The following is a 24,216-nucleotide window of genomic DNA, read 5'->3' as shown; positions in this document are numbered from 1 at the left end:
AATTCAGCCTGGCTGAAATCCCCAATTTCATCTAAACCAGTTAATAATGAAGCTCCACTACCTTCTGTCTTTAGTGTTTTTAAGCATGCTAGCCTGTAGCAAAGATGAGCCTGGCGCAGAACCCCTTGTGCTCAAAAATGCCTTTGCCGGTGACCTTGAACTGAGCACTGGTAGTGTTACAGAAGGAGTTCCTGTAGACCGAACTATATCTTTGGTATTTTCTGCTGCCCTCGATGAGTCTACTACTCAATCAGGAATACTATTGAGTGAAAACGACAACGAAGTTTCAAAAACCATCTCCCTTTCATCCCAAGGCAAATCAGCCCTACTACTCGTTAACGGTACACTTAAAGACAACACCCTATACACCATATCCATCAACCAAAACCTAAAAAGCACCGCGGGAGCAAGCACAACTCCCACCACTATTCAATTCAAAACACTGGCAGGAGCCCTCAGCCTAATCTCCATTGAAATAGATGGAGAAACGGTAGGCAACAACCCCAGAGTACAAGACATTGGTGTGCAACCCACTATTACCTTCAATTTTAGCACCGGGGTAAGCCTTCAAAGTTTTCAGAAAGCATTTAGGCTAACAGGACGCTCCGTGAGCATAAGCAGTTCTGATGAAAACAGAGTGGTTTCCGTTACCCCAACCACAGCCCTAGACTACATTAAAAAATATAAAATCACCCTCTCAGAAGAATTAAAGAGCAGCGAAGGCAGAGACTTTGAAGGGTACTCCCTGGAGTTCTACACACAATTAAACCCGGCCAATAAATTTCCGCAAATCTCTGAAAGCGAATTACTCACCAAGGTTCAGGAGCAAACCTTTAAATACTTCTGGGATTTTGCTCATCCTACCAGCGGATTGGCCAGAGAGCGCAACAGCAGTGGCAATACTGTAACCATTGGAGGTTCGGGCTTTGGTGTTATGGCCATACTGGTAGGCATAGAACGCGGTTTTATTAGCCGGCAACAAGGAATAGACAGGCTCCAGACCATTGTGAACTTCTTAAAAAATGCCGATCGTTTTCATGGGGTATGGCCTCACTGGATGAACGGCAATACCGGTAAGACTATTCCTTTTAGTGCTACAGACGATGGAGGCGACCTTGTAGAAACGGCTTTTATGATTCAGGGGCTCCTCACCGTTAGAGAATACCTCAACGGCTCCAATACTCAGGAAAAAGCCATTATAGATACCATTACAGAACTTTGGGAAGAGGTAGAATGGGATTGGTACACCAGAGGCGGCCAGAACGTATTGTACTGGCATTGGTCGCCCAATGTAGGCTGGGAAAAGAACCTGAAAATTCAGGGCTGGAACGAATCGCTAATAGTCTATGTACTGGCCGCTTCTTCTCCCACCCACCCTATTTCAGCCAATGTATACCATGAGGGTTGGGCCAGAAATGGCAATATGGCTAATGGTGAAGAATACTTTGGGACCACCTTGCCACTAGGCTACTCCTATGGAGGGCCACTATTCTTTAGCCACTACTCTTTCCTTGGCTTGGATCCGCGGCAGCTCGAAGATCAATACGCCAACTATTGGGATCAAAACGTAGCCCACAGCAAGATAAATTATGCATACGCTGTTGCCAACCCCAAAAACTTTGTTGGCTATAATGAAAACGCCTGGGGACTTACCGCCAGCGACAACCATCAGGGCTACTCTGCCCACTCTCCCACCAACGACCTGGGGGTAATTACCCCCACAGCCGCCCTTTCGTCTTTCCCCTATACACCCGATGAATCCATGAAGGCACTTAAACACTTCTACTACATTATGGGCGATATGCTTTGGGGAGAATATGGCTTCTACGATGCCTTTAACCTGACTGAAAGCTGGGTTGCCAGCTCATATCTGGCCATTGACCAGGGGCCTATTGTACTGATGATAGAAAATCACAGGACAGGCTTGCTGTGGAACCTATTTATGAAAAGCAGTGAAATAACTAACGGACTAAAGAAACTCGGATTTACAAGCTACTGAACCAAACCCTAGAATAACCCTAAACTAAGATGAACAAAAGAACAATACTTCAATGTTTGATGGCCCTGGCTCTGGGCGCCTTTTTATGGGCTTGCAGTCAATCCAAAGGCAGCCAGCAGGCCGACTCTATAAAAACCCAAAGCGAAGAAGACTCTTTGCTCAACCTGGTGCAATATCAAACCTTTCAGTATTTCTGGAATGGTGCCGAGCCCAACAGCGGCATGGCCCGCGAGCGATATCACATGGACGATATTTATCCCAGTCACGACAAAGACATTATTACATCGGGCGGCTCAGGTTTTGGGCTCATGGCACTAATTGTGGGTATAGAAAGAGGCTTTATTACCCGGGAAGAAGGTATTGAGCGCTTTGAGAAGATCGTAGACTTTCTGGAAAAAGCCGATTCGTTCCATGGAGTATTCCCTCACTGGTGGGATGGCAAAACCGGTAAGGTTTCGGCCTTTAGCAAAAAAGACGATGGGGGCGACCTGGTAGAAACCTCTTTTCTGGCAGCCGGCCTGCTTACCGTGAGACAATACCTGGACAAAAACGATAAGCGAGAAAAACAGCTGGCCGAACGCATGAATACCCTTTGGGAAAACATTGAGTTCGACTGGCACACCAAAGGCGAAAATGTACTCTACTGGCACTGGTCGCCCAACTATGAGTGGGAAATGAACTTTGATGTTAGAGGTTACAATGAGTGCCTCATTATGTATGTGCTGGCAGCTTCATCGCCAACCCATTCGGTAGACCCTGCTGTGTATCATGAAGGTTGGGCCATGAATGGTGCCATTGCCAACGATACTACCTACTATGGGCTCGAAACTGTACTTAACCACTACGAAACCAACGACTCACCCGTGGGTCCGCTCTTTTGGGCACACTACTCTTACCTCGGCCTTAACCCAAAAGGCCTGAAAGACAAGTATGGAGACTACTGGAAGCTCAACCGCAACCATGCCCTCATTCATCACAAACATGCAGTAGCCAATCCCAATGAATTCAAAGGATACGGGCCTGACATGTGGGGCTTTACCTCCAGCTACTCCATGAGAGGCTATGCCGGCCATAGACCTGACCGCGATCTTGGGGTAATTTCGCCAACTGCTGCCCTTTCTTCTTTCCCATACACTCCGGAAGAAAGCATGGCCATGCTCAAAAAACTCTATACCGAAGCCGATTCCCTTGTAGGCGAATTTGGTCCTTACGATGCTTTTAGCTTCCACGAAAATTGGTACCTCCCACGCTACCTGGCCATCGATCAGGGCCCAATTCCAGTAATGATCGAAAACTACCGCAGCGGGCTAATCTGGGATCTGTTTATGTCGGCTCCGGAAATACAGCAAGGACTTAAAAAACTAGGTTTCTACTATGAAGATTAAGCTACTGCTCATCTGTACTTTGGCCGGGGTATTAAACATTAGCCTGGCCCAAACAAAGGAAGACTTTAGAGCGGCAAAACACACCTATGAAGAAGGTTCGCTCAACTATAGAGTACTTTATCCGGAAGGGTTCGATTCCACAAAGGAATATCCACTGGTACTTTTTCTTCATGGCGCTGGTGAACGTGGTACCAACAATGAGAAACAGTTGGTGCATGGCAGCAAACTGTTTCTCGACCCTTCCAATCGGGAAAAGTTTCCGGCCATTGTCGTTTTTCCTCAATGCCCACCGGAAGACTACTGGGCCAATGTACACAGACCACTCGATGAGAATGGAAAACGTCAGTTTACCTATTTCACCACCAAAACAGAACATACATTGGCCATGAAAGGCCTTCTTTCATTGGTCGATTCGCTTAGTCGGGTTGCTCATATAGATAAAGACAGAATGTATGTAATGGGCCTTTCCATGGGAGGAATGGGCACATTTGAGCTTGTGAGCCGCAGACCCAAAACGTTTGCGGCTGCCGCACCCATTTGTGGTGGCGACCACCCAAAAAGTGCCAGAAAGTACGCCAAAAAAGTACCCTTCTGGATATTCCATGGCCTGAAAGACGATGTAGTGCCTCCTCATTTTTCTAAAGAAATGGCCAGTGCTATTGAAGAAAAGGGCGGTCGGGTAAAACTCACCCTTTACCCCAATGCCAACCACAACAGCTGGGATCCTGCATTTGCCGAACCTGAACTATTGCCCTGGCTATTTTCTCATTCCAAGTAACCTATACCCGCAATGCATTCATTCAACATCCATAAAAGCACACCTCTTATACTCCTGGTAAGCATCATGGGGTTCATGGCCCTAAATGGCTGCGAAAACCCATCGGGCAGCTCAGACCCTATGAGCCGGTTCATCGATTCGCTCATTCAAGAAATGACCATCGAAGAAAAAGCCGGACAACTCACCCTCTACACCAGTGGCTGGGATGTAACAGGACCTGTATTGCGCGATGACTACATGGACGAATTGAGGGCTGGCAGAGCCGGTAATCTCTTTAATGCCCATACCGTAGACTACGCCCGTGAACTGCAGCGCATAGCCGTTGAAGAAACACGGCTGGGTATTCCTCTACTCTTTGGCTTGGATGTAATTCATGGTTATAAAACCACCTTCCCAATTCCTCTGGCCGAGGCTTCTAGTTGGGACCTTGATATTATTGAAAAATCGGCTCACCTGGCCGCCAAAGAAGCCGCCTCTGCCGGAGTCAACTGGACCTTCAACCCCATGGTTGATATTGCGCGCGACCCTCGTTGGGGCCGCATTGCAGAAGGTAGTGGCGAAGACCCCTTCCTAGGTGCACTCATTGGTGCTGCCAAGGTTAGGGGCATACAGGGTAAAAACCTTGCCGACCCTACCACCATTTTGGCCTGCGTAAAGCACTTTGCCGCCTATGGAGCTTCCCAGGCAGGGCGCGACTATCATACAGTGGATATGTCTGACCGGGAATTGAGGCAGAACTATTTACCTCCCTACAAAGCCGCTCTGGAGGCCGGTGCCGCCACAGTAATGACCAGCTTTAACGAATTGGATGGAGTGCCTGCTTCTGGCAACCGCTACCTGATGACAGAAATATTGCGCAATGAATGGGGTTTTGATGGCTTTGTGGTAACCGACTACACATCTATCAATGAAATGGTGCCTCATGGAGTAGTAGCCAACGAGAAAGAGGCCGCAGAGCTGGCCTTTAAAGCAGGCGTACAAATGGATATGCAGGGAGGGCTTTACAGCCGTTACATTCCGGAACTGATTGCCGAAGGAAAGATTGAAGAGTCTACACTGAATGAGTATGTAAGACAGGTGTTGGAAATGAAGTACAAACTGGGATTGTTTGAAGACCCCTACCGATACCTAAACAAAGACAGGGAGCAACAAACGCTATATTCTCAAGAATTAATGAATCATGCGTTATTGGCCGCAAAAGAGTCTATTGTTCTGCTCAAAAACCAACCGGCAAGCAAAGGCCAAAGTAATCTTTTGCCACTTTCTAAAAAACTTGGCTCAGTAGCGCTTATTGGTCCATTGGCCGATAACCGCAAAGATATGCTAGGCACCTGGCATGTAGCTGGCGATGCCTCTAAAGTGATTACTCTAAAAGAAGGCATAGCGCAAATTGCTCCCGGAGTAAAAATCAACTATGCACGTGGTGCCGGCTTTAGTGGAGACAACCGGTCGGGTTTTGCTGAAGCTCTGGCAGCAGCCAGAAAATCGGATGTAGTTATAATGGCCATAGGTGAAGACTATACCCAAAGCGGAGAAGCAGCCAGCCGATCGGAAATAGGACTGCCAGGACCGCAACAAGAGCTTATAGAAGCTATACATGCGCTTGGTAAACCCATAGTCGCAGTGGTAATGGCTGGCAGGCCACTCACCATCAATTGGATTGACGAACACATTCCTGCTGTTATGAACGCCTGGCATCTGGGCACAATGTCTGGAAAAGCCATTGCTGAAACGCTTTTCGGAGACCATAATCCGGCCGGCAAACTCACCATAACTTTTCCTAAAAACGTGGGTCAGATTCCCATATACTATAACATGAAGAATACAGGCCGCCCTTTTAGTGCCGACAACAAATACACCAGTAAATACCTGGATGTTTCTAACGAGCCGCTCTATCCTTTCGGCTACGGACTGAGCTACACCACCTTTGAGTACAGCAACATTAGCTTGAGCAGCTCTGAGCTATCGTTCGATAGCTCCCTTACCGTTTCGGCCACGGTAACCAACACGGGAACCTATGAGGGCCAAGAGGTAGTACAGCTCTATGTGCGAGACATGGTGGGCAGCGTAACCCGCCCGGTAAAAGAGCTCAAAGGATTCGAGAAAATTAAACTTAAACCCGGAGAATCGAAGCGCGTGTCGTTTAACCTTAGCGCTAAAGACCTGGCATTCTATACTTTAGATATGCGCTTTGAAGCCGAACCGGGGGATTTCAAAGTATTTATTGGCCCCAACTCTTCCACAGGACTTGAGGCCGACTTTAAGCTTAAGTAAAGAAAAATGCCGTCCTTTTCCAGAAGTGCAATCATCGTTTCAGCCCCCTTGGAATCATTCACCGGAATTTCTGTCAATGGGCAAGGCAGAAAAAATACAGCCGTGAGTGAAAACTGGAAATTCAATGCGGACGGCATCTTATGGGTAGGTCGGTGGGAACCCTGCACGCTGGGCAACCATCGACCTCACCTATGCCATTGTACAATCAAAAACTAAGACCATGACTAATTCCACAACCAAACTTTTAAGTCTGCTGGCGCTGGTGCATCTGGTAGCATTGGCTTGCTCTGCCCCAAGGGGCGAACAAAAAAACGACTTGATTTTAAAGCACATTGAAGGGACAGAACCCATGAATGTAGTTTTTATTCTTAGCGATGACCATCGCTACGACTTCATGGGTTTTACTGGTAAAGTACCTTTCTTAGAAACTCCTGCAATGGACAAAATGGCACGCGAAGGGGCCCATATTGAAAATGCATTCGTTACCACCTCGCTATGTTCGCCCAGCCGGGCTTCCATTCTCACGGGGCAACTATCGCACCACCACCAGGTGGTAGACAATCAGTCGCTTATTGCTGATAGTATAAAGTTCTTCCCCCAATACCTTCAGGCAGCCGGTTACGAAACAGCCTTTATGGGCAAATGGCATATGGGTGAACACCATGCAGACCCTCGAAAGGGCTTTGATCATTGGTTTAGCCTTAAAGGTCAGGGCAATTATTACAACCCACTCATTAACATCAATGGGGTTGAAAAAACCTTTAGCGACAGCACATACATTACCGATTTACTTACCGAAGAGGCTGTTAAATGGCTAAGCGAAAGAGACGGCCAAAAGCCCTTTTTCCTCTATTTATCACACAAAGGCGTACATGCCGACTTTAAACCGGCCAAACGACACCAGGGAGTATATGCCAATGCCAAACCGAGTTATCCGCCTACCATGTTTCCTGAAAAGAACAAAGACTACAACTATGCCGATGTACCCGATTGGGTAAAAAAACAACGCAACAGCTGGCATGGTGTAGACTATATGTATCATGGTCAGATTGGTTTCGATGAGTTTTACCAGCTTTATACCGAAACGCTACTTTCGGTAGATGAAAGCATTGCAGCCGTGCTTGACCAACTGGAGAAGAGCGGACAGATTGACAATACCATTGTATTCTATATGGGCGATAATGGCTTTTCGTTTGGTGAGCACGGCCTTATTGACAAGCGACATGCCTATGAAGAATCCATTCGGGTGCCGCTGCTCATTTATGGCGGAAAAGATGTAATTAAGCAGAATAAGGTGAAGCAAATGATTCAGAACATAGACATTGGCCCCACCATATTAGCCATGGCCGGTTTAGAAAAACCCACCAATATGGATGGAGAGAGCTTTTTACCTATTCTTAAAGGGGAGAATCCCGATAACTGGAGAAAACGCATTTATTATGAGTACTTCTGGGAGCGGCCATTTCCGCAAACTCCTACAGTACATGCGGTAAGAACAGACAAATATAAGTTTATACGCTACTATGGTTTGTGGGACATTAACGAGCTTTATGATCTGGAGAACGACCCTTGGGAGATGAATAATCTAATCAGGAACGAAGCGTATCGCGACATTGCCAAACAACTTCGCACCGACCTTTTTAACTGGCTTGAAGAAACAGGCGGAATGCAAATTCCACTAAAGACTGATGGCACGGGAGCGCGGTTCGACCATTTGTACAGGGGCACCTTTTAAAGAGTGAATTGGACCAACGAAATATTACTTATAGCCGGAGGCATATTGGCGGGAATAGTGAACACCATTTCCGGTAGTGGCACACTGTTCAGCATGGGAGTAATGACCCTCACGGGTATTCCGTTGGTAATGGCCAATACCACTACACGCCCCGGGGTTTTCTTTCAAAACCTAACGGGCGTGTTGGTGCTTCGAAAGACTATTTCTTCACAGCATGGTAAGTTTAAACTCACTCCAATTCTCTCTACCGTAGCCGGAGCTATGGCGGGTGCCTGGTGCGCAACTCAGGTGTCCAACGCATCCTTCAACCTAATGGCTACGATAGTAATGGTAGCCTTGCTGATTTCGTTTCTTTTACCCGGCTCACTAACCAGAAGATCGAAACTATCATTTTCCGGTAGTTCGGGCTGGGCTGCAATTTTGCTATTTCTCGGTGGTCTGTACGGTGGTTTTATACAGATAGGCGTGGGGATTCTCATTCTGGTTATACTTTCCGGAGTATACCGTATGCCCTATCAGGAGGCCAATACGTACAAACTGCTTATCGTACTCATTTATACCATTCCCACTACACTGTATTTTGCCTTTACCAACCACATTCTCTGGAAGCCAGCCCTGTTGCTGGCCATAGGTCAGGTAATAGGTGCCTATGGTGTGGCCCGGTTTATAAGAGTAAACACTAAAGCCCACTTGTGGGCCAAAGTTATTTCGGTTTTAATGATTGTGGCTACGCTCATCAAGGTATGGTTTTATTGAGTATATCGACCGCAACAAACGTGTCAGAATAATCATTTCAACCCTAATCACAACCCTATAAGGATCAATACATATATTTCTATGAAAAGCATTAACCTGTTCTTCCCACTTCTGCTCCTTCTCGCCTGCTCAGGCCCAGAACAGCATCAGCCAAAAGTGTCATTTGCTACGGCTCAGGAGCAAAAGAACTACAAAACATATTGCAACCCACTAGACATCGATTACACCTACATGTCGCATTACAGAGCCAACAACAACGTTTCCTATCGCTCGGGTGCCGACCCGGCCATTGTGAACTTTAAGGGCACCTACTACATGTTTGTTACCCGTTCTCACGGCTATTGGGCCTCTGAAGACATGAGCAATTGGCGGTTTATCAGACCCCAGAGTTGGTATTTCAACGGCAGTAATGCTCCTGCTGCCACTGTAAGAGACGGAAAAATTCTGGTATTAGGCGACCCTTCGGGTAGGGGCGCGGTCATCGAAACAGACAACCCGGAATTGGGCGATTGGAAAACCAACTTTGCCGTGATTAATACGCCCAATGGCGTGCAGGACCCAATGCTATTTACTGACGATGATGGCCGAGTATACCTCTACGAGGAGTCGTCTAACAAATTCCCTATCAGGGGGGTAGAGCTAGACCCGGACAACTACTACATTCCCAAAGGAGAACAGACTGATTTACTTTATCTTCAGCCCGAAAAACATGGGTGGGAACGTTTTGGGCAAGATCATAAATCGGACATCCAGCCATTTATAGAGGGTCCCTGGATGGTAAAGCATGGAGACACCTACTACCTGGAATATGGTGCTCCGGGAACTCAGTGGAACGTGTATGCCGATGGGGTGTATACCAGCAAAAGCCCTTTGGGGCCGTTTGAATATGCTCCTTACAACCCAATTTCTTACAAACCCGGAGGATTTCTGAAAGGCTCGGGGCATGGCAGCACCGTACGCGATAATAATGGCAATTACTGGCACTACGCTACAATGGCCATTTCAGTAAACTATAAGTTTGAGCGAAGAATAGGGATGTACCCTGCCGGATTCGAAGAAAACGGTCAAATGTACGTGAATACTGCCTATGGAGACTATCCTCACTATTTGCCCGGCACACCCGTGGAAGATCACAAAAACCGATTTACCGGGTGGATGCTCCTTAGCTACAACAAGCCGGTACGCACAAACTCAGGCCTGGTGAGTCAGGAAATCAACGTGGTAGATGAAAGCGAGTCGGGCTATATGCTCGGGCAAATTAGGGAGTTCGATATCCGTAAAATAAACGATGAAGAAATTCGCTCCTATTGGGTATCGGAGGCCAACAACGATTCCATTTTTGTGGAAGTAGATTTAGAGAAAACCATGGATGTAAAAGCTATCCAGATCAACTTTCAGGACTTTAACAGTAAAATATTCGGGCGTCCGGATACGCTGAGACAGCAATTTACAATAGAGGCCTCTATTGATGGCAACAAGTGGCAGACCATTGCAGACTACTCTGAAAACATGCGCGACATGCCCCACGGATACATTGAGTTACCCCAAGCTATTGAAGCCCGCTATGTGCGCTACAACCATGTATACTGCACCAATGAGTACCTCTCCATCTCCGAGTTCAGGGTATTTGGCAACGGCAAAGAGGACCTACCCGAAACCCCTGCCAATTTTAAGGTGAGCCGACAAAAAGACCGGAGAAATGCAGACTTGAGCTGGGATACCGTTGAGGGTGCCACAGGCTATGTCATTTATTGGGGTATAGCCGAAGACAAACTGAACCTTTCTGCCATGATCTATGGAACGAATAGCTATGAACTTAGAGCTCTCAATACAGACACCGGCTACTACTACCAGGTGGAAGCTTTTGATGAAAACGGAATTTCGGAAAGAAGCGAAATACTATTTACTCAATAGGATCTGTTGGGTACCAAGAAGGTTTTGTGATAAAAACCACCCAATATTTTCCAGACTAAGACCAGAATTTCTTTTATCAATAAATTCAACCCAAATAAAGCCCTTGCCCATCGGTATCGGGTCAAAAAGAAGTATTTAAAGATAAAACATCATTACTATGCATTACTTTAGATAAAATCCTTTGCATGACCACCGACTACCAATCTGTAAGGTTTATTCATTGGTATTGCTCTAGGGTTCATTCTATATCACATGAGACCAAGCTCTTCGAGAAGAAGAAGGAGAAAGAGAAAAAAATATAAATCAAAAGGGTATTCCTTTCTTATCTGAGAGATAAAATGGACTATGGTTTTTGTCAGAACCAACGTGCCGCATATTTTCTGACGTTAAAAAGAAAATGGAAGCAATCAATCCAATATACTCTTATATCCATCTTACGGATTAAAGCCCTAATACTATTCGACATGTAGACTAAACAACCAACTAGCTCCTCACCGCTAACAACACCAAGAACGGGTAGTACTTGAATAAGCTTCTATATGTCCTGCGAACCCGGTTGTTGATCGAAAAGAACCAACTGACCAAGGTAGTTATCGTTCACCCAGCTATGAGAAACTTGTTCATTGGCTTACTTCTGTGGCCTCTCTACTCTCAGGCACAGATACTCGGAGGCCCCTGCGAAGGTTGCGAGGCATTATTAGAGTACGGCAACAAAACGTTGACATCTACCGATACTCTACCGGGGTTTAAAGAAGGGGCTCCTCAAATGATTATTCGGGGAACCGTATTTCAAAAAGACGGCCATACCCCTGCCGAAGGCGTTATTATTTATGCTTACCACACCAATAGTGAAGGAATATACCCCACCCGGGGCAATGAAACAGGTTGGGGCCGAAGACATGGCTACATAAGAGGATGGGCTATAACCGATAAAAACGGCCAATATACCTTCTATACCTTCAGGCCCGGAAGCTATCCCGGCCGAACAGCTCCAGCCCATGTACACCTTACCATAAAAGAGCCCGGCAAAAGAGAATATTACATTGACGATATAATGTTTGAAGATGACGAACTCTTGAGCCAAAGTATTCGCAAAGACAGGAAAAACAGAGGCGGAAATGGTATTGTTAATCTCAAAGAAGAGAATGGTTTCTTTTGGGCAAGACGCGACATTTTTCTGGGCTTAAATATCCCAAACTACCGCTAATTTTCATTCTCAATTGGTCGGCCTATAATCTATTAAAAAGCCTGTTAATGCCTAAATTGCCCTCTGACTAAATAAGGCATCGAATATGCGGCAATTTGTGCTTTCAATCTGTTCCTGCTTTTGGCTCATAGTAAGCTGTCAGCCCAAACCCACAACAGAGCAATCTGCGTCTTCAGTGCGCGCCTATATACCCGAACCTTACGCAACGGAAATAGCACAAATACCCTATAGAGGCTATACAGATACCACCCATATGGTGTGGATAAAAGGGGGAACTTTTACCATGGGAGCAGAGCATAATATGGCAATGGCCCATGAAAAACCACCACATAGAGTACAAGTAGGAGGTTTCTGGATGGATAAGTACGAGGTCACCAATGCAGAATTTTTGGCCTTTACCCAAGCCACCGGATACAAGACCTTAGCCGAACGGGCACTGGACTGGGAAACCATGAAAAAAGAGCTGCCTCCCGACACTCCAAAACCGCCTGACAGCCTGTTAGCCCCGGGCTCATTGGTATTCTACAGTCCCCCGCAAGTAGAAGACATGCATAACTATGCTCAATGGTGGCAATGGAAAAACCATGTAAACTGGCGCCAGCCGGAGGGCCCGGGAAGCAGCATTGAAGACCGTATGAACCATCCGGTAGTTCACATTGCCTACTACGATGCGCTTGCCTACTGCCAATGGGCAGGTAAAGAGCTACCTACAGAAGCAGAGTGGGAGTTTGCTGCCCGGGGCGGAAAGGAAGGCCATATTTACCCCTGGGGTAATGAATTAATCCCTGAGAACAAGCCTATGGCCAACTACTGGCAGGGCAATTTTCCTATAAATAACACGGTAGACGATGGATTTGAGCACACCAGTCCTGTCGGGGTCTTTGCGGCCAATGGATACGGTCTGTTCGATATGGCAGGTAACGTATGGGAATGGTGCAGCGACTTTTACGATGCCAACTATTATCAGCAACTGGCATTAAAAGGAACTATTAGTAACCCGCAAGGCCCTGAAAGAAGTTATGATCCGGCAGCTCCGTATGCAATTAAACATGTGATCAAAGGCGGTTCATTTTTATGTAACGACAGCTATTGCTCCAGCTACAGAGTATCGGCCAAAATGCCTGCGGCACCGGATACCGGAATGCCTCACCTGGGGTTCCGAACCCTCTTGCGTCCCTAACCTATCCCTGACAGTTCATGAGCCATCAATCACCCAGTGGGCTTCATCCACTGCCTTTAGCGTTGTATACTTCTTCCTCCCAGGCCTTTAGCTTTGGATTCATCCACCGAAACCATAATGGAGGACAGGCCGCCAGTAAAATCATGGCCGGATAACCTGAAGGCAACTGGGGCGATTCATCGTAGTGCTTCAATACCTGATAGCGCTTAATGGCATAGGCATGGTGATCGGAATGCCGTTGTAATTGAAAAAGAAAAAAATTGCTCAACCGATGGTTAGAATTCCAGGAATGCATTGGGTTCACCTTTTCATATCGCCCGGGGGCAAGCTCTTTTCGCACTATTCCATAATGCTCAATGTAATTTACCAGCTCCAGGAGTGTGAATGCCAAAATACTTTGACCAAAGAAGAACACCACCACCGGCCAGGCCATTTCCTGCAAATACCAGGTTGCGGCCAGCACAATCAGGGCGCAAAAAATAAGGGGTAGAACAGTAAACCAGAGCATATTATTCCTAAGGCTCAAAAACCCTTGCTTTCTGCGGCTCAACCTTTCCTTTTCCAGTTTCCAGGCACTAAAATAACTACCGAAAACCGAGCGTATCCAAAAACGATAAAAAGGCTCATTTTTACGACTCGTAGCCGGGTCTCTAGGTGTGGCCACATAGACATGATGTCCACGGTTATGCTCAATATAAAAATGCATATAGCATACCGTCATTAGTAGTAGTTTGGAACAAAACCGCTCCCAGCCCGACTTCTTGTGGCCTAACTCATGAGCTACAGTAATGCCTATGCCCCCGGTTACCAGGGCACAGCTAAGGGTAAAGCCAATCCACTCCATAAGGTCGAGGGAATGTGAGGCAACCATCCAACATGCCCATAAGACAAAGGCTACCTGAAAAAAAGTCCATACGTAAGTGATAAATCGATAATAGAACTGTTCGGCCAGAAGCAAACTTTCATTCTCACTTAAATTTTCAGGGTCTTCTCCTATCAGATGATCGGCCAAAGGAATGAGCACAAACACAAAGGCAACCGTCAACCAGTTCCAATAACCCCCGGAATAAAAGCCCAGCACAGTGAGCGAGGGAATGATAAAAGCCGTAAGAAAACCAATCTTCTTGATCCAACTCATGTAGAAAAATACAATTTCCCTACATCACTTTCAACTGTTGGTAGTCAGGTATGGTACTCAACATTTGGGTTGGCTCATTGGCGCCTGTGCATAAACCAGCATAGGTTTGTATACCGTTACTAATAATTACCAGCCTGGATTGACACACCTTGTTGTACGCGGCAATTTGCTCCACCACGTTTTGTCCCAAAGCCACAGAAGGTGCTTTACATTCTACCAGTACCAATGGTTTGAGCTTCTGGTCATAAATGAGAATATCGCTGCGTTTTTGCAGTTCATTATATTTTAAGCCCGACTCCACGCGAGTACGGGCCGCAGGATAACCCAAATTGACCATAAGATGGTTGAGCATGTGCTGCCTAACCCATTCTTCAGGAGTCAATTGAACGAACTTCTTTCGAATGGGATCGAAAATAAATAACTTGCCGCCTCTATTCTCAAGCCGATAGGCGTATGTCGGCAGGTTGAGTTGCAACATTGGGCAAATCTAATTACACCAAACATTATTCTATGAAAAACAAGCAAGAAATAGTTGAAAACTGGCTACCCCGCTACACAGGTGTGGCTCTGGAGGATTTTGGAGAATACATTCTACTTACCAATTTCATTTCGTATGTAGAAATGTTTGCAGATAAGTTTGGCGTGGAAGTAATGGGAGAAGGAAAACCCATGCAAAGTGCTACAGCCGAGAACATAACCATAATCAATTTTGGTATGGGGAGTGCAATGGCTGCCACTATTATGGACCTGCTTTCCAGCATTCACCCACGTGCCGTTCTATTTCTTGGTAAATGTGGGGGGTTGAAAAAGAAAACCCAACTGGGCGATCTTATTTTGCCTATTGCCGCTATTCGTGGCGAAGGAACCAGCAATGAATATATGCCGGTGGAAATACCTGCTCTTCCCTCCTTCCGTTTGCAGCGGGCAGTATCTTCCATGATTAAGAAGCACGCCATGGACTATTGGACAGGCACTTGCTACACCACCAACCGAAGGGTGTGGGAGCACGACAAGGCCTTTAAGAAATACCTGCGGAAAATCAGGGCTATGGCCATAGATATGGAAACGGCCACCTTGTTTACCGTAGGTTTTGTGAATGAAATTCCGCGAGGTGCCCTACTGCTTGTGTCGGATAACCCTATGATTCCTGAGGGTGTAAAAACCGAAGAAAGCGACAAGAAGGTTAGTGCTGATTATGTGAACGCTCACCTGGAAATTGGTATTGACGCGTTGCGCGAATTGAGAGATTCGGGTGACTCTGTGAAGCACATGCGCTTTGAATAAAAAATAGGGTTACTCATTTAGATCGCATTTGTTAGCCCCAGTATACCAGCCATAAGCTGTGTCCTCACAGCGTTACAACCATTTGTGAAGACACAAATGGAGGTAAGGTTCAGAAATGCACTTCTTGCGACATAAGTAAGTAACCCTATAAAAAAAATTCGGTGCGGGCCATTGGCCTGCACCGCCTTATGCTTTCAACGACTTACCAATACCTTGAGCGTATATCCTTTTTGTTCGGTAATTATCCTAAGCAGGTAAAGGCCATTTGGAAGTTCGGAAATATCTAATGGACTGAGACTGTTGTTTGCAACAGACTGATGAACAACCACTTCTCCTTTTAGAGTGTGCAGCTCAATACCTTTGATCTGGCCCGGGATTTCTCCATCGAAATGAATGATACCGCTGGCGGGGTTAGGATAATACCGGAAGCCGGGCAGTTCCTCCTCCAAGCCCGTGATCTGTTTCAATACCGGAACATCGTAAAGTATGTCTCCGTTTTCTAATACCACTCCGTGTTCAAAGTCGCCTGCAGTACCAGTGCCTTTTCTACTACCATCGGCATTCCTGAAAACGAAGGCCAGGCGATAGGCAAGCTTAGTTTGTCCCAAACCGTAATAGTTACTGGGCGTAAGGGTAATTTGCCACTGATTATTATTGGTTGTGGAGCGTGTCATTTCACCAACTCCATCATCTGCTCCCCAGTTACCCACCACGTGTTGTTCATCCCATGAAGTTCCATTGGCCGAGCTTGTAATAACGCCCGAATGCATATATACCTGCTGCGCGTTAAGCAATCCGCGGTTGCCAAAGCGAGCATCATAGGTTAGTGTTATTTCCGTATCCTGATCAAACTGCTGTGGAGTAATGGTAATTAACTCCCCATCAACTTCTATTGCAAAAAATATAGTTTGGCCTCTAAAGCCTTTACCAAGTTTAGAGTTATCGGCATTTTGGAAATACATGCCTAATTTAACCGCCTCTCCCGATGTAATAGAGAAATAGTCTTTCGGGGTAAGGGTTATTTGCCACATGTCATTTTCTCCATCCACACGAGTCATTAAACCTACACCATCATCGGTATGGTTGCCCACTTCGTTTTCCAGTGTTGTAGCATTGAAATCTTCAAACACTATACCGGCATGCATATATACCTTTTCGGCTCCCACCAGACCCTCAGTACCTGCCGGATGAGCTTTGGTGGCATCGAACGTAATGGTTATCTCATCTTCAACAAAGAAGCTGGCCGGGCTAATAGTAACCGGTAACTCATAGGCCTCAACCACCTGATGAAATCCATCTGAAATTTTATTTGAGGTATATATTCGAAATTCACCGGGTGCGAGGTTTATGTCTTTTTCAAAAGCTCCGGCCGGTATGGTCTCACCAGAAAAATAGTTGTACCAAGAGCTGCCTGTGGCTATGGATGGGTTAATTGATGATGCCTCCAAACCATAATTCCCTACAATCAACACATCAAGATCGTCTGAGTCAGCATGTATGAACCTTTCATTCCCTGAAAAATCATAGGTATAGGAAACGTTATCTTGGGCATTGATTTGTTTCCTAAGATTCAAAATGGCAGAAAAGGCATTGTATACATGCTTCCTCAGCTGATCATTATAGTATTGCAGGCCGTCTTGCCCCCATGGCAAAGGTTTGTTGCCCACTCTTCCGTTGAAGTTAATATCTATATCGTAGCCAAGCTCTCCAAATTGCCACAGCATTTTAGGGCCGGGCAGAGTGTAGAGAAAGGCAGCATTCATTTTTAATCGTTCCAAAGCAATGGTGGTATCGCGTGTGTTATAAACACCGTGGGCAAGTCCGTTTTCATACACTTCCCACAATTGGCGTTGCTCATCGTGGCTTTCCATATAGCTCACATGTGTTTCGGCAGTAGCCCCATCGAAAGAAGAGTTAGCTTCTCCTCCCAAAGCCGTCCAGTAGTTGTAGCCCATATTTCGCCAAAGGAGCATACCGGCCTCTGCCAGTTCATCTTCCTCGTTGGAAGCCGCAAAATGTTCCAGTATTACATAGGCTTTTTCGTCTACCTGCCACAGCTTATTGGCCATGCGCTTGAGCAGGTTTACCCTGGACTGATCATAGGCAGACCAAGCACCTACATCGGTATTTTTGGTCTGGGTGAAGCCCTTAGATAAATCGAAACGATAACCATCAAAATGATATTCCCTCAGCCAGTAGGCATTCACTGAATCAACAAAAGCCTGAGTATAAGGGCTCTCATGGTTGAAGTCGTACCCGACATTAAATGGGTGGGTTGCCTCGGTATTGAACCAGGGACTTTCTGCCGAAGGTTTAGAGCCGTCCCAATACATACGCACCATTGGGTTAAGTCCAAAAGCATGGTTGAGCACCATATCCAGAATAACCGCTAATCCACGCTGATGGCAGGCTGCTATAAAATCCTTTAAGTCGTTTTTGGTACCATAGTATTTGTCGGGAGCAAAAAAGTACATAGGATTATACCCCCATGATTCATTGCCTTCAAACTCCATAACCGGCATTAGCTCAATAGCATTTACGCCCAGATTTTGAATATAGTCCAACGTATCTATGAGATCTTTGTAGCTTCTGCTGCCCACAAAATCGCGCACCAAAAGTTCATACACCACCAGGTCTTTGGCGTCCGGTCTTTCCCAGTTTTGCTCGGTTGCCGGCCATTGGTAGAGTGCCTGACCTGTTTGAAAGGTGGTGGCAATGGCGTTTTCGGTCAGGTTGTAGTCTGGTATCTGATTGTTTACCGATAAGGGTATGTATTGATCGTTCCAGGGGTCGGCCACTTTATCGGCATAAGGATCTCCCACTTTAATGGCTCCTTCTACCCAGTATTGAAATACATATTCTTTTCCTGCCGTCAGGTTGGTCAGTGTAAGCCAAAATAGCTCTCCATCGGGTGTTTTATTCATCAGGTACTCAGGCTGAACCTCCCAGTTGCTCATATCACCTACCACGTAGACAAAGTCTTTGCCAGGAGCTTCCAGAACGAGGGTTACCCGGCTATGATCCTCATCATCATAGTTAATTCCTTTCTGTACTCCCTGCGGAAGTTCGGCCACAGTGGTGGCATCGGTAATGTTTACATTGAACGGTTGTTCGTCTTGTACTTGCTCTCCGTTGATGGTGGCCGTTACCCGAAGGGTTCCTCTAAAGCTTTCTGAAGGGCTAAAATTGTAGCTAATGGTAGTCCCCGTGTTTACATTGGCTTTATTTTCGAAACCCTGCCCTTGATCAATGGCTATTGTCATTTGACTCACGGTTGAAGAAGCTTCGGCACTAATGGTTATGTGCTCACCCGATTTTATAAAGTGGGTAGTAGTAGCAGGCTGCTTTATAGTTACAAAATTATCAACTGCAATATCTATAAATATATCGCCATTAGAAGCTACCTGTCCTCCCTCAAAGCTTCCTGGTGTTCCTTTGCCTTCTGCCGAGCCATCGGCATTTCGGAAAACCATGGCCAAACGAAAAACAGTAGTGGTAGATGGTACTCCGTAGTAAGCTCTGGCAGGAGCATCAAGGGTTATTTCCCATAAATCGTTCTGACCTTGTACCTTAGTCATCAGACCAATTCCATCGTCTTTGCCCCAGTTACCCTTTACGTAGTTTTCGTCCCAGGTTGTAGCCGTTGGCGAGCTGGTTATTACTCCACCATGCATATATACTTTTGATGCCCCCACCAAACCTCCGGTTCCCTGAGTGGCATCATAAATTATTTTAATCTGATCATCGGCTGTGGCACTGGCCGGTTCTATCCGCACAATTTGCGCAGTAGCAACAGACTGCAAAAGAAGAAGAAGAAGAAGTGCTGAAAAGAAATTTCGCATGAAGGGTAACTTTGTTGAGTTGCAAGGGAAGACTGCAATTGACCATAGATGAGGGTAGACAGTCTCCCCAAGCGGATTGTATGAAACCGGATATTAGTTTCCGCAGCCTCCTCCGAATTGGTCGCTGTTTCTCCACTCGGCTACTACTACAGCCACGGTATCTCCGGCAACAGCCGTAGTTGTACGGTTTTCACCGTTCAAAATTTCCTGACAATCTGATGTTTTTTCAACTTTATCCCAGGTACCATCAAGCCTCAATTTAAATCCACCATCAGCAATAGTGGTTTCTACGGTACCACAGTAGCAATCCGATTCTCCCACTTTAGTCAGGCTGACATCCGGGTTATTTCCCCAATCTGTAAACTGACCTACAACTCCTACAGAACCGGTGGTAAAGGAAGGTACTTCGGCCACAAACGAAATCTTTGACGCCACCACATGGTCTGGTGTAGGCATGCAGGCAATGGTTAAAGCTATGTTGGCACTTTGAGTAGCCCCACTACCGTCTGTTACAGTAACCACAGCGGTATAATCGCCTGTCTCATTAATGGTAAAGGAAAAGTCCAGGTCGGCCTCATCTCCTGAAAGGGTCAGTTCATCAGTAAGTACATTGGTTCCCTCTTTAGATATTGTTACCGTAGCTGAAGCAAGACCACTACCGGTAGCATCGATAGCAAGGGTCTGCTGAAAGCCTGCTCCGAGGGTAATTTCGGCTGGTGCACTAATCGCAATTGCTACCGCATCGTCTTCATCATCTCCACAAGAAGTGAGTGTCAAACTGGTCACAGCCAGGGCCATTATGGCTCGAATTAAATTTTTCATTATCGTTTAAGATTAGGTTGATTAAAGAAGTTTCTTAACCAAGAATAAGGATAAAAAAACCGCTTTGTAAATGATCTGAGACATTTCCGCGTTGCAAACGTTTGCGAAAACGAGGTTCCTAACCTTGAACAATTAAAATGGATAAAATTAAGCCCAGTTACTTCTTACTCTTCTAATAAGCAGAAGTCCTATAACAAAGAACACACTGAGTACCAGCGCACTATATCGCATAGAACCTGTAAACCACTCTACTGTGCCATAGGCAATGGTGCCAAATACTATGGATACATTGAAGGTGACATCGTAAAAACTAAAGAAGGAAGCGTGATCTGTGGTATCTTCAGGAATGAGTTTAGAAAAGGTAGCTCTGGACAGCGCCTGAATGCCTCCCATAATGACACCAACGAGAAAAGCCAACCCAAAAAACTGATAGTTGGTACTCACAAAGAAGGCGAGTATGCATACAGCAATCCATATGACTATCATCACTGACAGCGAGTATATATTGCCTTTTCTTTTTGAAAGATAGGCGAAGGCATAAGCGCCTCCTATGGCCACCAACTGAATGATGAGAACGGTCATAATTAGGTCGCGTGTTTCCATATTCAGCTCTTTTGCTCCAAACAAAGAGGCCAGATACATAACTGCCTGTACTCCTGCATTGTAAAAGAAAAAGCCCAAAACAAACTGCTTCATTTGACTCAATTTTCTAATCCGGCTATAAACCAGCCGAAGTTCTTTATAGCCATTGAGCAACCAGTGCCCCTCAGGCCGCTTGTGGTAAGGGTTGGCGGGAAGGCGGTTGAGAGAATAGGTAGCAAAACCCATCCACCAAAGGCCTACCGACAGGAAGGAAAGCCGAGCCGGGAGGTCGCCTTCCGGGATTCCGAAGGTAGCAGGCGATTCGATTATAGCAAGGTTAAGAATTAGAAGAATAACGCTACCTACATAACCCATGGAGTAGCCTTTGGCACTTAATTCATCGAATCGATTGGGAGTAGCAATCTCGGGTAAAAAAGCATCGTAAAATACTAAACTGGCGGAGTAACCTACACTGGCCAATACGGCCATGAGAATACCAAACTCTACATTTTGACCGGTAAAGAAGTACATACCCGCGCAACACAATGCTCCGAAGTAGGCAAAAAACCTCAGAAAACTCCTTTTCCGACCGGAGTAATCGGCAATACCCGAAAGCAACGGGATAAGCATAGCTGTGAGTAAAAAAGAAACACTCAGAGCATATGAATAAAGTACCGTGTTGGGCAAACTCCAGCCATAGAAATCGACCATTGCGGTGCCATCGGGCTGTGTGGTTACGGCCTCATAGTAAATAGGAAAAACTGCTGTGGTTATGGTAAGTGAGTAGACCGAATTGGCCCAGTCATACATACACCATCCATTGGTTGTTCTCTTATCGTTCAGTTCAATTCCGGTGGCCATGGCTAAGGTTTGAAATTCGGTTTAGAAACCGCTTGGTAAGATAAGGAAGAAAGACTCTTCTATAAAAGGCAATGAATACCATAAACAAAAAGAGACTGCATGAGCAGTCTCTTTTTATATGATTCGGTAGTTATTCGCTTAATTGTCTTCAGTCTTCTGCGGAGTGGCGTACATGATCTTACGAGCATTAGCCTCTCTCAGCTCCGTTTGAATATCTACAATGATCCCCATTTTGGTTTCATTGTCAACTTTCATTGAAACGGTAATCTGGTCACGCTCATTCTCTGCCAACTTAGATTTCTCCTCGTTGATCCACTGCACAATGTTTTCAATGCCAATAAAGGCATCATTGGCCTGAATAAGCGGCTCAGTTCCTAAAGACTTATCCTTAGGCTTACCAACATAAAGGTAAGTCACCAGTTTTTTCTTCTCGAGCTTTACCAACTGCTCTGCACGTGGAATTCTCTGCTCTACTTTAATTTCTGTTTCTCTCAACACAGTTGTTACCATGAAGAAAAACAGGAGCATGAAAATAATATCCGGCAAAGCTGCGGTAGGTATATCCTGACTCGATGTACTCTTTTTCTTAAACTTTGACATATTACCCTCCTTGTGTTGTTGGTTCTGCTATCGAAATAGCCTTAGGAATCCCCAATCGCGCTCTGTCATACAGTTCTTGCTCTTTTGGGTTGTTTCGATTCAGCTTTCTGAATTCTTCCGCTGTCAGCCCTACTCGCTCACCATAAATTCTATTGTAAGCAGCATTAAGGGCATCCAATATCTCAATAAATATCTCGTAGCTACTACCACGGTCTGCCTTGAGAGATACGATGGCCGAAGTCGGTCCATCTGATGATTCTTTGCTTCCCAAATTTCTAGAAATGTACGATTTCATAGAAGCCGGCAAGGTATTGTAAACATCTACATCACTCATTTTGTCGTTACCCTTTTTGGTATTGCTTGGGTTACCGAAGTTTAATACGAAATCATAAACCATATCTTCGATCAGCGCAACGTCTTCCAAAGGCTCATCTTCTACCAACAAACGGTCGGCAGAGTTTACCTGAATTTTGAAAACGTTCTTTTGGTTTTGCTTGATCTCGATTGGCTCATCGTCTTCGTTTTTCGGAGGAAGCAATAGGGTAAGACCTTTGTTTGTGGCAATTTGCGTAGTTACAAGGAAGAAGATCAAAAGAAGGAACGCAATGTCTGCCATTGAGCCTGCATTCACTTCCTGACTTCCTTTGTTTTTACTTCTAGCCATAAAATTATCTTACTATTCTTGCAATTGATGAGTAAATCAAGCCCACAACAGCTATAGTTACTAAAACTAAGGTTGTGGTCATAGCACCACCCACAAGTTTGTAGGTTGTTACAGCGCTTTCACTGGTTGGATCCATTTTGGCTGCCTCCATAACACTTGCTGTAGAAGCACCAAACTCGGCCGGAGCCATGCTGTAGCCGATGAAGAAAATAGCTACTAAAACTAAAGCTCCAATTCCACCTTTGATCAATGACTTAGGGTTTCCAAAGGCATTGATCAGGTTCATTACTATAGCTGCTACAATAGCTACTCCAATAAGGATGTAAGCCGCATATAGCCCTATATCAATCCACTGTTCCTGATCCATATTTAATGTCTTTTAAGATGGAAATTATTTTGAAAGGTTGTGCTTCACCAATAGGTCTACCAATGAGATTGAAGCATCTTCCATAGAGTTTACGATTGAATCGATTTTAGATATACAGTAGTTGTAGAACAACTGAAGGATAATCGCAACGATCAAACCAGCAACTGTTGTTAAAAGGGCCACTTTAATACCACCGGCAACCAAAGAAGGAGAGATATCTCCAGCTGCTTGAATAGCATCGAAGGCATCGATCATACCAATTACAGTACCCATGAAACCCAACATTGGGGCTAGTGAGATGAAAAGTGAGATCCAAACAAGTCCTCTTTCCAAACGACCCATTTCTACAGAACCGTAGGCAATCACTGATTTTTCAACCATTTCAATGCCTTCAGACATTCTCATCAAACCTTGGGTAAAGATAGAAGCCACAGGACCTCTGGTGTTTTTAGTTACCTCTTTAGCAGCTTCAACTCCGCCTGATTCCAAAGCGTCTTCCACTTTGCTCAGAAGTTTTGCTGTATTCGTTGTAGAAAGGTTCAAGCTGATAATTCTTTCGATGGCGATAGCCAATCCCAGGATCAAACAGATTAGAGGGTAAACCATGAACGCTGGGTCACCTTCAATAAATTTTTCTTTGATGATCTGATCGAAGGACTGAGCTTCTTCCGTTTCAGTCTCAGCAGAATAATCTGGAGATTCTGGGTAAGTGTCCTCAACTGCAGTAGAGTCGGTACCTGTCGTATCGTCTTGTGCAACTGCGTTAAATCCGAAGGCAAAGACACCCAGGATCATCAGTAAAGAGAATAACTTTTTCATAGTCTAGTT

Annotated in this window: 19 protein-coding genes; 10 read left to right on the top strand and 9 right to left on the bottom strand. The window is 45.5% G+C overall.

The window, feature by feature from the left end; all coding sequences use genetic code 11:
- The first annotated feature begins 46 nt into the window (after positions 1-46).
- From IE164_RS11960 to IE164_RS11920, 9 genes are all read left to right on the top strand, one after another.
- Positions 47-1,999, top strand: coding sequence for a glucoamylase family protein (locus tag IE164_RS11960; RefSeq protein WP_189630467.1), 1,953 nt, complete (start codon positions 47-49; stop codon positions 1,997-1,999).
- Positions 2,000-2,028: 29 nt separating this feature from the next.
- Positions 2,029-3,384 carry a glucoamylase family protein gene (locus tag IE164_RS11955; RefSeq protein ID WP_229838651.1) on the top strand — a complete coding sequence of 452 codons (1,356 nt, stop codon included), beginning with the start codon at positions 2,029-2,031 and terminating at the stop codon, positions 3,382-3,384.
- Complete coding sequence (locus tag IE164_RS11950) at positions 3,374-4,162, top strand: carboxylesterase family protein (RefSeq protein WP_189630466.1); 789 nt, start codon at positions 3,374-3,376, stop codon at positions 4,160-4,162. Before IE164_RS11955 ends, IE164_RS11950 begins: the two co-directional genes overlap by 11 nt.
- Before the next feature lie 12 nt (positions 4,163-4,174).
- Entirely contained in the window at positions 4,175-6,436 is a 2,262-nt protein-coding gene (bglX, locus tag IE164_RS11945) for a beta-glucosidase BglX (RefSeq protein ID WP_189630465.1), read from the top strand.
- A 220-nt stretch (positions 6,437-6,656) separates the two neighbouring features.
- Entirely contained in the window at positions 6,657-8,171 is a 1,515-nt protein-coding gene (locus IE164_RS11940) for a sulfatase family protein (protein ID WP_189630464.1), read from the top strand.
- Between the two features lie 3 nt (positions 8,172-8,174).
- A complete protein-coding gene (locus IE164_RS11935; protein ID WP_189630463.1) occupies positions 8,175-8,927 on the top strand; it encodes a sulfite exporter TauE/SafE family protein in 753 nt (250 codons plus the stop codon).
- Between the two features lie 81 nt (positions 8,928-9,008).
- Complete coding sequence (locus IE164_RS11930) at positions 9,009-10,841, top strand: family 43 glycosylhydrolase (RefSeq protein ID WP_229838649.1); 1,833 nt, start codon at positions 9,009-9,011, stop codon at positions 10,839-10,841.
- Between the two features lie 607 nt (positions 10,842-11,448).
- Entirely contained in the window at positions 11,449-12,048 is a 600-nt protein-coding gene (locus IE164_RS11925; RefSeq protein WP_189630462.1) for a dioxygenase family protein, read from the top strand.
- Positions 12,049-12,223: 175 nt separating this feature from the next.
- A complete protein-coding gene (locus IE164_RS11920) occupies positions 12,224-13,228 on the top strand; it encodes a formylglycine-generating enzyme family protein (protein ID WP_229838648.1) in 1,005 nt (334 codons plus the stop codon).
- A gap of 43 nt (positions 13,229-13,271) precedes the next feature.
- Here the strand turns inward: IE164_RS11920 and IE164_RS11915 are convergent, their stop codons facing one another.
- Entirely contained in the window at positions 13,272-14,366 is a 1,095-nt protein-coding gene (locus IE164_RS11915; RefSeq protein WP_189630460.1) for an alkane 1-monooxygenase, read from the bottom strand.
- A gap of 19 nt (positions 14,367-14,385) precedes the next feature.
- Positions 14,386-14,844 (bottom strand): type I restriction enzyme HsdR N-terminal domain-containing protein, encoded by a 459-nt coding sequence (locus tag IE164_RS11910; RefSeq protein ID WP_189630459.1) that lies wholly within the window; start codon positions 14,842-14,844, stop codon positions 14,386-14,388.
- A gap of 32 nt (positions 14,845-14,876) precedes the next feature.
- Between IE164_RS11910 and IE164_RS11905 the strand changes: the two genes are divergently transcribed.
- Positions 14,877-15,650 carry an AMP nucleosidase gene (locus tag IE164_RS11905; RefSeq protein WP_189630458.1) on the top strand — a complete coding sequence of 258 codons (774 nt, stop codon included), beginning with the start codon at positions 14,877-14,879 and terminating at the stop codon, positions 15,648-15,650.
- A 194-nt stretch (positions 15,651-15,844) separates the two neighbouring features.
- Here IE164_RS11905 and IE164_RS11900 read toward each other — a convergent pair whose 3' ends face one another.
- The 7 genes from IE164_RS11900 to IE164_RS11870 form a co-directional block, all read right to left on the bottom strand.
- Complete coding sequence (locus IE164_RS11900) at positions 15,845-19,492, bottom strand: DUF8578 domain-containing protein (protein WP_189630457.1); 3,648 nt, start codon at positions 19,490-19,492, stop codon at positions 15,845-15,847.
- 93 nt (positions 19,493-19,585) lie between these two features.
- Positions 19,586-20,314, bottom strand: coding sequence for a hypothetical protein (locus IE164_RS11895; protein ID WP_189630456.1), 729 nt, complete (start codon positions 20,312-20,314; stop codon positions 19,586-19,588).
- 147 nt (positions 20,315-20,461) lie between these two features.
- Positions 20,462-21,757: an MFS transporter gene (locus IE164_RS11890; RefSeq protein ID WP_189630455.1), complete on the bottom strand. Its 1,296-nt coding sequence runs from the start codon at positions 21,755-21,757 to the stop codon at positions 20,462-20,464.
- A gap of 138 nt (positions 21,758-21,895) precedes the next feature.
- Positions 21,896-22,357, bottom strand: coding sequence for an ExbD/TolR family protein (locus IE164_RS11885; RefSeq protein WP_189630454.1), 462 nt, complete (start codon positions 22,355-22,357; stop codon positions 21,896-21,898).
- A 1-nt stretch (position 22,358) separates the two neighbouring features.
- Positions 22,359-23,021: an ExbD/TolR family protein gene (locus IE164_RS11880; RefSeq protein ID WP_189630453.1), complete on the bottom strand. Its 663-nt coding sequence runs from the start codon at positions 23,019-23,021 to the stop codon at positions 22,359-22,361.
- Positions 23,022-23,025: 4 nt separating this feature from the next.
- Entirely contained in the window at positions 23,026-23,388 is a 363-nt protein-coding gene (locus IE164_RS11875; protein ID WP_189630452.1) for a hypothetical protein, read from the bottom strand.
- Positions 23,389-23,412: 24 nt separating this feature from the next.
- Positions 23,413-24,207, bottom strand: a complete 795-nt coding sequence (locus IE164_RS11870) for a MotA/TolQ/ExbB proton channel family protein (protein WP_189630451.1) — start codon at positions 24,205-24,207, stop codon at positions 23,413-23,415.
- Between the last annotated feature and the right edge of the window lie 9 nt (positions 24,208-24,216).

Origin of the sequence: Roseivirga thermotolerans, from assembly GCF_014653175.1 — a bacterium.
Lineage (GTDB): Bacteria > Bacteroidota > Bacteroidia > Cytophagales > Cyclobacteriaceae > Roseivirga > Roseivirga thermotolerans.
Note: the sequence above shows the minus strand (reverse complement) of the source record. Positions and strands in the feature narration are given on the sequence as shown.

Excerpts from the sequence above, each read along its gene's own strand:
- IE164_RS11960 (WP_189630467.1), top strand. The coding sequence starts at position 47 with ATGAAGCTCCACTACCTTCTGTCTTTAGTGTTTTTAAGCATGCTAGCC.
- IE164_RS11955 (WP_229838651.1), top strand. The coding sequence starts at position 2,029 with ATGAACAAAAGAACAATACTTCAATGTTTGATGGCCCTGGCTCTGGGC.
- IE164_RS11950 (WP_189630466.1), top strand. The coding sequence starts at position 3,374 with ATGAAGATTAAGCTACTGCTCATCTGTACTTTGGCCGGGGTATTAAAC.
- bglX (WP_189630465.1), top strand. The coding sequence starts at position 4,175 with ATGCATTCATTCAACATCCATAAAAGCACACCTCTTATACTCCTGGTA.
- IE164_RS11940 (WP_189630464.1), top strand. The coding sequence starts at position 6,657 with ATGACTAATTCCACAACCAAACTTTTAAGTCTGCTGGCGCTGGTGCAT.
- IE164_RS11930 (WP_229838649.1), top strand. The coding sequence starts at position 9,009 with ATGAAAAGCATTAACCTGTTCTTCCCACTTCTGCTCCTTCTCGCCTGC.
- IE164_RS11925 (WP_189630462.1), top strand. The coding sequence starts at position 11,449 with ATGAGAAACTTGTTCATTGGCTTACTTCTGTGGCCTCTCTACTCTCAG.
- IE164_RS11915 (WP_189630460.1), bottom strand. The coding sequence starts at position 14,366 with ATGAGTTGGATCAAGAAGATTGGTTTTCTTACGGCTTTTATCATTCCC.
- IE164_RS11910 (WP_189630459.1), bottom strand. The coding sequence starts at position 14,844 with ATGTTGCAACTCAACCTGCCGACATACGCCTATCGGCTTGAGAATAGA.
- IE164_RS11905 (WP_189630458.1), top strand. The coding sequence starts at position 14,877 with ATGAAAAACAAGCAAGAAATAGTTGAAAACTGGCTACCCCGCTACACA.
- IE164_RS11900 (WP_189630457.1), bottom strand. The coding sequence starts at position 19,492 with ATGCGAAATTTCTTTTCAGCACTTCTTCTTCTTCTTCTTTTGCAGTCT.
- IE164_RS11895 (WP_189630456.1), bottom strand. The coding sequence starts at position 20,314 with ATGAAAAATTTAATTCGAGCCATAATGGCCCTGGCTGTGACCAGTTTG.
- IE164_RS11890 (WP_189630455.1), bottom strand. The coding sequence starts at position 21,757 with ATGGCCACCGGAATTGAACTGAACGATAAGAGAACAACCAATGGATGG.
- IE164_RS11885 (WP_189630454.1), bottom strand. The coding sequence starts at position 22,357 with ATGTCAAAGTTTAAGAAAAAGAGTACATCGAGTCAGGATATACCTACC.
- IE164_RS11880 (WP_189630453.1), bottom strand. The coding sequence starts at position 23,021 with ATGGCTAGAAGTAAAAACAAAGGAAGTCAGGAAGTGAATGCAGGCTCA.
- IE164_RS11875 (WP_189630452.1), bottom strand. The coding sequence starts at position 23,388 with ATGGATCAGGAACAGTGGATTGATATAGGGCTATATGCGGCTTACATC.
- IE164_RS11870 (WP_189630451.1), bottom strand. The coding sequence starts at position 24,207 with ATGAAAAAGTTATTCTCTTTACTGATGATCCTGGGTGTCTTTGCCTTC.